Source organism: Rhodopseudomonas sp. (assembly GCF_036404135.1).
Classification (GTDB): Bacteria; Pseudomonadota; Alphaproteobacteria; order Rhizobiales; family Xanthobacteraceae; genus Rhodopseudomonas_A.
Genome location: NZ_DASWPE010000071.1, coordinates 1 through 8,874 on the forward strand (window position 1 = coordinate 1; position 8,874 = coordinate 8,874).

The following is an 8,874-nucleotide window of genomic DNA, read 5'->3' on the forward strand; positions in this document are numbered from 1 at the left end:
GGGTTCGATGGAACGACGGACGAAGGCCCAAGCTGAGGTTCGGGCTTCAAAGCCCTCGGATGACCCGGTCTCTCGTCCGCCACCGCGCGAGACAGCCTACCGCCTCGCCCAGCAGAATTTAAGTTACAAGGATGACGGCGAATAAGACGCCGTGAGACGGCGCTTTGTTGTTGCGGCGGCCCGCTCAGCTATGCAGCCCGGGCGCCTCGTGGCCGGTGCGGGCGACGTAGTCGGTGTAGCCGCCGCCATATTGGTGGATGCCCTCCGGCGTCAACTCCAGCACGCGGTTGGAGAGGGCGGCGAGGAAATGCCGGTCATGCGACACGAACAGCATGGTGCCTTCATATTGCGACAGCGCGGTGATCAGCATCTCCTTGGTGGCGATGTCGAGATGGTTGGTCGGCTCGTCGAGCACCAGGAAGTTCGGCGGATCGAACAGCATCTTGGCCATCACCAGCCGCGCCTTCTCGCCGCCCGACAACACCCGACAGCGTTTCTCGACGTCGTCGCCGGAAAACCCGAAGCAGCCGGCGAGCGCTCGCAACGAGCCCTGGCCGGCCTGCGGAAACCAGTGCTCCAGCGATTCGAACACGGTGTCCTCGCCGTCGATCAGGTCCATCGCGTGCTGCGCGAAGTAGCCCATCTTGACGCTGCCGCCGAGCGTCACCGCGCCGTCGTCGGGTTCGGTAGCGCCGGCCACCAGCTTCAGCAGCGTCGACTTGCCGGCGCCGTTGATGCCCATCACCGCCCAGCGCTCGCGGCGGCGCACCTGGAAGTCCAGCCCGTCATAGATCACCCGGCTGCCGTAGCCCTTCTGCACTTTCTTCAACGTCACCACGTCCTCGCCGGAGCGCGGCGCGGGGAGGAAATCGAACGCCACGGTCTGCCGCCGCTTCGGCGGCTCGACGCGTTCGATCTTGTCGAGCTTCTTGACCCTGCTCTGCACTTGGGCGGCGTGCGAGGCGCGCGCCTTGAAGCGCTCGATGAACTTGATTTCCTTCGCCAGCATCGCCTGCTGGCGCTCGAACTGCGCCTGCTGCTGCTTTTCGCTGAGCGCGCGCTGCGCCTCGTAGAATTCATAATCGCCCGAATAGGAGGTCAACGAGCCGCCGTCGATCTCGACCACCTTGGAGACGATGCGGTTCATGAACTCGCGGTCGTGCGAGGTCATCAACAGCGCGCCCTCATAGCCTTTCAGGAACTGCTCCAGCCAGATCAGGCTTTCGAGGTCGAGATGGTTCGACGGTTCGTCGAGCAGCATGGCGTCGGGCCGCATCAACAGGATGCGCGCCAGCGCCACCCGCATCTTCCAGCCGCCGGACAGATTGCCGACGTCGCCGTCCATCATCTCCTGGCTGAAGCTCAAGCCCGCCAACACTTCGCGGGCGCGGCCCTCCAGGGCGTAGCCGTCGAGTTCCTCGAAGCGGTGCTGCACCTCGCCGTAGCGCTCGAGGATGCTCTCCATCTGGTCGGCCTGCGCCGGATCGCCGAGCGCGTGCTCGAGTTCCTTCAGCTCCAGCGCCACCGCGCTGACCGGGCCGGCGCCATCCATCACCTCGGCGACCGCGCTGCGGCCGGCCATCTCGCCGACATCCTGGCTGAAATAGCCGATGGTGACGCCGCGATCGACCGCGACCTGGCCTTCGTCGGGTAATTCCTGGCCGGTGATCAGACGGAACAGCGTGGTCTTGCCGGCGCCGTTGGGGCCGACCAGCCCGACCTTCTCGCCCCGCAACAGCGCCGCGGAGGCTTCGATGAAGACGATCTGATGACCGTTCTGCTTGGAGATGTTGTCGAGGCGAATCATGGTCGCGCGGAGCCCTGGGACAATAGATGTGGCCCGCCCTTAGCCCATGCGGCGGGCGCGTGGAAGGGCGTTGCGTTCGGCCACCTTTGCCGCCGCGCGCGGGTCAGGTTGACCGAGCCGCGCGGCGCGAGGCCGCGAATCCCAAGCGCGCCTCAGCTGTCTCACTTTGGGACGCGCCGCCGCGAGGTGCATCCTCGCGGCAACACTCGATTTGAATCGCATTGTGGGGATCACGTCGTTCTGGACAAAAAGCCGATCTCGAAACACGCTGTGGGTCTTCGCATCACACCGTGATCGGCAACGATCGGGTCTGGACTGGGGCAGGTCATGAGATTGGCAACCGGGATACTTGCGGCCTTGTTATTGATCGCAGGGGTCGGATCCAGCCACGCGGTGGTGCGAATCGCCGAGGATCGCGGCGGACGCATCGGAACCTATGTCGACAAATATCAGGATCTGCGCAGTTCCGGCGAGACCGTGATCATCGACGGGCTGTGCGCCTCGGCCTGCACCATCGTGCTCGGCGCGGTTCCGCACGACAAGATCTGCGTCACCTCGCGCGCCACGCTCGGCTTTCACGCCGCCTGGGACCTCGGGTCGAACGGCCGCGCGGTGACCAATCCGGAAGCCACCCAGATGCTGTATTCGATGTATCCGAGCCAGGTCCGGCGCTGGATCGCGCAGCGCGGCGGGCTCACCCCACGGATGATCTTCCTGCACGGCCGGCAGCTGATGGGGATGTACCGCCCCTGTTATCTCGACGCCCGGGCTTCTGCCACGCACTGAGCGCCTCTCATCACGGCATCGTGGCGGCCGCCGCTTGCCGGCCGGCGCCGCGGGCTCTATCTGGGGCGAAGCGCAGGCAGCGGCGTGATCGGCGTCGCCGCCGGCGATTCGCCGGCTGCCGAGCGTTGAGCGTCGCGACATCAGGCGACGGCGCAAGGAATGGAATGTCATGACCTCCAAGACCCGCCCCCTCGTCGTCATCGGCGCCTTTGCCGGCAGTCTTGTGGTCGGTCTGCTGGTGGTGCTGTGGCTGGCGGGCGGCCTGCGCGGCGTCACCGCGCCCTCGACCGTCGGCGGTCCGTTTCAGCTCACCGACCAGAGCGGCCAGACCGTCACCGAGCAAAGCCTGAAGGGCAAGCCGACGCTGATCTTCTTCGGCTTCACCCATTGTCCGGACGTCTGCCCGACCTCGCTGTTCGAAATCTCCGAGGTGCTGCGCGCGATGGGCAAGGATGCCGACCGCGTCAACGCCTATTTCGTCTCGGTGGATCCCGGCCGCGACACCCAGGCGGCGATGAAGGAGTATCTGTCGAGCTTCGATCCGCATCTCAAGGGGCTGACCGGCGATGACGCCGCGGTGGCCAAGGTGATCTCCGGCTTCCGGGTCTATGCCCGCAAGGTGCCGCTGAAGGACGGCGATTACACCATGGACCACACCGCGCTGATCTATCTGATGGATCGCGACGGCAAATTCGTCGCGCCGTTCAACCTCAAGCGCAAGCCCGAGGAAGCGGCAGCGGATCTGAAGCGATATCTCTAAGGTTCACGCGCATCGTCCGGCGGCGCCGGGTCGCGCTCAGTTTCGAGGCGCTGCTCCATCTGCCGCCATCGCTGCACCCAGCGCGGCACCGGCACCGCTGCAGGCCGCCGGGCCAGGCCGTGGTCGGTCTTTTCCCAGTGGTAGGGATTCCACACGAATTGCAGCAACGCGCGCCAGGCCGCGATCGACAGGCAGACCCAGTACAGCGGCGTCAGCGCCAGGATCCAGCCGCGGCGCAACCGGCCGCGCTGCGCCAACCCCAGCAGCCCGATCGCCACCGTCGAGCCGTAACCCGCCGCGATGGTCAGGCCATGCAGCAGCGCGGCGTCGTCCGGCCAGGACGGCGGCGCGCTCGCCGGACCCAGCAGCGCGGCGAGCAGTTCGTAGAGCAGCACCGGATGCGCCAATGCGGTCAGCACGCTGCCGCCGACCAGCATGTTGAGCGCGAAGAAGCCGCCGGCGCCGGCATCGCGCCAGAGTTGCTGGGGCCGGCGCATATGCACGCACCAGGTCTGGATCCAGCCCTTCATCCAGCGCGAGCGCTGCTTCAGCCAGGCTTTGAAGGCGATCGGCGCTTCCTCGAAGGTGGTCGAGGCAAAGGTGGTGGAGTGATAGCCGAATCGGGCCAGCCGGAAACCGAGGTCGGCATCCTCGGTGACGTTGTAGGGATCGCAGCCGCCGACCTGGCGCAGCACCGCGGTGCGGAAGTGATTCGACGAGCCGCCGAGCGGCAGCGGCAGCCCGAGGTCGGCCATGCCGGGCAGAAACACGTCGAACTGGGCAGCATATTCCACGGCGAACATCCGCGACAGCCAGCTGTTGGTGAGATTGTCGACGCATAGCCGCGCCTGGGTGCAGCCGATCCGGGCGCCGCCGCGCGCGAACGCATCGACCGCCTCGCGCAGCTGGTCCGGCGTCGGCCGATCCTCGGCGTCGAACACCGCGAGAAAGGCGCCGCGGGCGAACGGCAGCGCGCAATTCAGCGCCTTCGGCTTGGTCCGCGGCGGCAGCGCCGGCGCGATCAGCACCCGCAGATGCGGCAGCACGCCGAGCCGGGCGATCGCGGCGCGAGTGGGCCGGTCGTCTGGCTCGACCACTAGGATGACGTCGAGTTTCTCGCGCGGATAATCCAGCGCGTGGATCGCCTGCACGAGAGGCGCCACCGAGCCGGCCTCGCGATACAGCGCCACCACCACGCTATAGACCGGCAGTTGATCGTCGGGCCGCCGCGAGCGGCGCGGAAACCGGCGCCGCGGCCACAGGCTGCCGAGTAGCCGCAGCGCGACGAAGGCGAGAAACCACAGCGCCAGCACCAGGCTCCAGGCTTCGCCCGCGACGAGCGGCGGCAGCAGCGCCAGCGCCAGCACGCCGCCGCCACGCCGCGCGCGCTGCATCCAGATCGCCGCCTTGGCCGCGCGCGGCGCCGCCGACATCTCCGGATGGCGCTGCCGCAACCCTTGCGTCGCCGCATCGGCCAGCGCGCGGCCGCCCTGCCGCAGCAGAAAGCGCTGCAGCGAGTCCGCCGAGGCCAGCCGCGCATGCGGTCGCACCTCCGGATAATCGGCGACCAATTGGCACAGCGCGCGCGCCGTCCATTGCCGCGGCGCCAGCGTCCAGATCAGCTGGCCGTCGCGGCGCAGCGGCACGATGCCGGAGGCGGCGGCGTGCGGGATCTGGTGGTCGGCCAGCGGCGAATCATGGCGATCGAGCGCCGCGAAGCTCTCGGTGGCAAGCCCGGTATGGGCCGACAGAAGCCGCAGATAGCTCGCTTCGTCGATCGCCCCCATTGCACCAGCACCTGATCGGCGCCGATCCCGAGTTCGCCGGCGCGCCGCGCCGCAGCCTCCAGCAGCGCCGGGGCCAGGGTGTGTCGCAGGCACTGCAGCTCGATGCCGGGATCGTCCGACAACCAATGCGGGGGACCGAAATGTTCCGCGTGCGGATCGTGGCCGCGATCGACGCCGCCGACATTCGGCGGGCGCGGCGCCTTATAGCGCGCCGGCCCCCGCGCGGCGCCACGCCGTCCACGGCGTCCATGATCGATGAAGGCCATGACGGTCCTGCTACGCAAACGACACTCGCGTCCGGCGCCGGATGGTCTATAAGACCCGACCGGCGCGGACGTCCTCAATGCAACCACGGATTGTTTTGTTCATCAACGATAGATTGCTTTGCGGCATGCGCACAACCGGCGTTGCGGCGTTATCGCTGGCGCTGATGCTGGCGCCGATGCCGCTCGCGCCGGCCGCCGCGCAGGCGCCCGCCAAGGGCGTCACCGAGCCGGCGCCGAAGGCGGTGCCCGGGTTCTGGGATCCGCGGCGCCGGCCGGAGCGGCCCGATCTGTCGCGGCTGACGGTAATCCGCTTTCTCACCGAGACCGATTATCCGCCGTTCAACTTCACCGGCGCCGACGGCAATCCGGCCGGCTTCAATGTCGATCTGGCGCGGGCTTTGTGCGAGGAAATCAAGGTCACCTGCACGGTGCAGATGCGCCGCTTCGAAACCCTGCTCGATGCGGTCGCCAGCAACCGCGGCGACGCCATCATCGCCTCATTGGCGGTGACGCCGCAGACCCGCGCCCGAGTGGATTTCACCGACCCCTATTACCGGGCGCCGGCGCGCTTTGTGTCGCGCAAGGACGCGGCGCAGCCCGAATTGCGGCCAGAATCGCTCGAGGGCAAGAAGGTCGGCGCGATCAGTGGCTCCTCGCATGAGGCCTATCTGAAAGTGATGTTCACCGACGCCGAACTGGTACCCTATCCGAACGACGAGGCGCTGCGCGCTGCATTGCGTCGCGGCGAGGTGGATTACATTTTCGGCGACGCGATCTCGCTGGCGTTCTGGATCAACGGCACCGATTCCGCCGATTGTTGCGCCTTCTCCGGCGGACCGTTCGTCGAGAGCCGGTATTTCGGCGAGGGCGTCGGCATCGCGGTTCGCAAGGGCAACGATCTGTTGCGCCAGGCTTTGAACTGGGCGCTGTTCCGGGTCTGGGAAAAAGGCCGCTACACCGATCTCTGGCTGCGCTATTTTTCCGTCAGCCCGTTCTGAATTCTCTCCATCCATGCGGTTTTGCATTTTGATGCCGACCCGCCTAGTTTGCGCGGCCCGGAGGCCTTCTGATGTCGACGATTGAACTACCCAGCCCGAGCGACCTGCGCGCCCTCGCCGAACAATCCAATGCCTGGCCGTTCGAGCAGGCCCGCGCCCTGGTGGCGCGGCTGAAGAAGGCGCCGAAGGACGAGGTGCTGTTCGAGACCGGCTACGGTCCCTCCGGGCTGCCGCATATCGGCACGTTCGGCGAAGTGGCGCGCACCACCATGGTGCGCCACGCCTTTCGCGTGCTCACCGAAGACAAGATCAAGACCCGGCTGATCGCGTTTTCCGATGACATGGACGGTCTGCGCAAGGTGCCGGACAACGTGCCGAACAAGGCGATGCTGGAATCGCATCTCGGCAAGCCGCTGAGCCGGATTCCGGATCCGTTCTCCAATGAATTTCCGTCGTTCGCCGCGCACAACAACGCGCGGCTGCGGGCGTTTCTCGATACTTTCGGCTTCGACTATGAATTCGCCAGCGCCACCGACTACTACACCTCTGGCAAATTCGACGCCGCGCTGTTGCGGGTGCTGGAGCGGTTTGATCAGGTGATGGCGATCATGCTGCCGTCGTTGCGCGAGGAGCGCGCGGCGAGCTATTCGCCGTTCCTCCCCATTTCGCCGACAACTGGCGTTGTCCTTCAAGTTCCCATTGTCGAACACGACAAGAAGAATGGCACGATCTCTTACGACGATCCCGACACCAAGGAGCGCGTCACCGTTCCTGTCACCGGCGGGCACTGTAAGCTGCAATGGAAACCGGACTGGGCGATGCGCTGGGTGGCGCTCGGCGTCGATTATGAAATGGCGGGCAAGGATCTGATCGACTCGGTGAAGCTGTCGGCGCAAATCTGCAAGGTGCTGGGTGGCATGCCGCCGGAGGGCTTCAATTATGAGTTGTTCCTCGACGACAAGGGCCAGAAGATTTCCAAGTCGAAGGGCAATGGCCTGACTATCGACGAATGGCTGCGTTATGCTTCGCCGGAATCGCTGTCGCTGTTCATGTATCGCGAGCCGAAATCCGCCAAGCGGCTTTACTTCGACGTGATCCCGCGCAACGTCGACGACTATCAGCAGTTCCTTGACGGCTATTCACGGCAGGACGCCAAGCAGCGCCTTGGCAATCCGGTCTGGCACATTCATGCCGGCCATCCGCCGCATGTGGACATGCCGGTGACGTTTCAGTTGCTGCTGACGCTGGTGTCATCATCCAATGCGGAGAATGCCGAAACGCTGTGGGGCTTCATCGGCCGCTATCGCCCCGGCGTGACGCCGCAGACCCATCCGAAACTGGATGCGATGGTCGGCTATGCGATCAATTACTATCGCGACTTCGTTGCGCCAACGAAGCAGTTTCGTCAGCCGAGCGAAACCGAGCGCGTGGCGTTGCAGGATTTACGTGACGCACTGTCGCAACTGCCTGCCGGTGCTTCGGCTGAGGATATCCAGAATGTTGTCTACGAGATCGGCCGCCGCGAGCCGTTCCTGGACGCTGTGAAGAAGGGCAAGGATGGGCGGCCGGGTGTGTCGCTCGACTGGTTCAACATGCTCTATCAGGTGCTGCTCGGTCAGGAGAAGGGACCTCGCTTCGGCTCGTTCGTCGCGGTCTATGGCGTGCAGAATGCGATTGCGATGATCGACGGCGCGCTGGCGCGGACGTCAGACGGTTTGTGATTCTCTTACCGCATCGGCAAACTGGTGCCATACGGCTGGTTTCCAATGGCCGTTGGCAGCACCGGATGTTGATGGAACAATCCAGATTTTGGTGTCGGCTATTTTCTCGATCTGTTCGCCGCATTGTCTCGTCCCGCCGAGGAATTCTGTGCCGGCTTTGATGCTGGTAAACGCCAGAAATTCCGGCTGATATTTTTCAACCGATAGCCGAAGTCGCGTTCTGGCCGCATCCCTCATCTGGCGCAGCGGAAGTTCGTGGTCCATGCCGGCATGATGCTTGAGGAGATCGGTCAGGCCGATGCGAAAATTCGTCAAGTCCCTGAACTGACGAGACTCCAGTTTCACTGGCGTAAGCCCGGTCTCGAACAAAATTTTCCAGAATTTATTCTGATGATGAGCGTAATAGGATTGAGCTTTCGCGGAAGCCGTTCCGGCCGCAGTCCCGCAAAAGATAATTTTCAGACGCGGCGCCAATAGCTCTTCGAGAACATCGACCGCCGATCGAATCACTGACTTGCCCAGACGATGCGCGCGATCCATTCCACATCCGCCGTTGACAAAGTGCGATCGACATGCGCGGGGTTCAGCGATTGCAGCTCGATCACCTTCTGGGTGCGGCGGCGCAATTCCTTCACCATCACTTCGCCCTCCCTGGTCTTGACAACGACGCGGTCGCCGCGCCGGATTGGCGCGCCGGGCGACACCACGATGACGTCGCCGTCGCGATAGGTCGGCTTCATCGAATCGCC

The 8,874-nt window shown here is 65.1% G+C and carries 8 protein-coding genes; 4 read left to right on the forward strand and 4 right to left on the reverse strand.

Going from position 1 to position 8,874, the window contains the following annotated elements:
- Positions 1–184: 184 nt before the first annotated feature.
- Complete coding sequence (locus VGC77_RS07990) at positions 185–1,807, reverse strand: ABC-F family ATP-binding cassette domain-containing protein (RefSeq protein ID WP_331171040.1); 1,623 nt, start codon at positions 1,805–1,807, stop codon at positions 185–187.
- Positions 1,808–2,134: 327 nt separating this feature from the next.
- Here VGC77_RS07990 and VGC77_RS07995 point away from each other — a divergent pair, with 327 nt between their 5' ends.
- Together VGC77_RS07995 and VGC77_RS08000 are read left to right on the forward strand one after the other, a co-directional pair.
- Positions 2,135–2,593 carry a hypothetical protein gene (locus VGC77_RS07995; protein WP_331171041.1) on the forward strand — a complete coding sequence of 153 codons (459 nt, stop codon included), beginning with the start codon at positions 2,135–2,137 and terminating at the stop codon, positions 2,591–2,593.
- Between the two features lie 169 nt (positions 2,594–2,762).
- Complete coding sequence (locus VGC77_RS08000) at positions 2,763–3,353, forward strand: SCO family protein (RefSeq protein WP_331171042.1); 591 nt, start codon at positions 2,763–2,765, stop codon at positions 3,351–3,353.
- Here the strand turns inward: VGC77_RS08000 and VGC77_RS08005 are convergent.
- Positions 3,350–5,140 (reverse strand): glycosyltransferase family 2 protein, encoded by a 1,791-nt coding sequence (locus VGC77_RS08005; protein ID WP_331171043.1) that lies wholly within the window; start codon positions 5,138–5,140, stop codon positions 3,350–3,352. The two genes, VGC77_RS08000 and VGC77_RS08005, sit on opposite strands and share 4 nt — an antisense overlap.
- Positions 5,141–5,531: 391 nt before the next feature.
- On the opposite strand from VGC77_RS08005, the gene VGC77_RS08010 reads away from it, so the two are divergent.
- The gene (locus VGC77_RS08010) at positions 5,532–6,404 is read left to right on the forward strand and encodes a transporter substrate-binding domain-containing protein (RefSeq protein WP_414709624.1); all 873 of its coding nucleotides are present in this window, start codon (positions 5,532–5,534) and stop codon (positions 6,402–6,404) included.
- A gap of 71 nt (positions 6,405–6,475) precedes the next feature.
- A complete protein-coding gene (locus VGC77_RS08015) occupies positions 6,476–8,125 on the forward strand; it encodes a lysine--tRNA ligase (RefSeq protein WP_331171044.1) in 1,650 nt (549 codons plus the stop codon).
- On the opposite strand, the gene VGC77_RS08020 is transcribed toward VGC77_RS08015, so the two are convergent.
- Both VGC77_RS08020 and VGC77_RS08025 read right to left on the reverse strand, forming a co-directional pair.
- Positions 8,111–8,665: a mismatch-specific DNA-glycosylase gene (locus VGC77_RS08020; protein WP_331171045.1), complete on the reverse strand. Its 555-nt coding sequence runs from the start codon at positions 8,663–8,665 to the stop codon at positions 8,111–8,113. The genes VGC77_RS08015 and VGC77_RS08020 overlap by 15 nt on opposite strands.
- On the reverse strand, positions 8,632–8,874 hold a 243-nt coding region (locus VGC77_RS08025; RefSeq protein WP_331171046.1), incomplete at its 5' end, for a S24 family peptidase. The genes VGC77_RS08020 and VGC77_RS08025, both read right to left, overlap by 34 nt.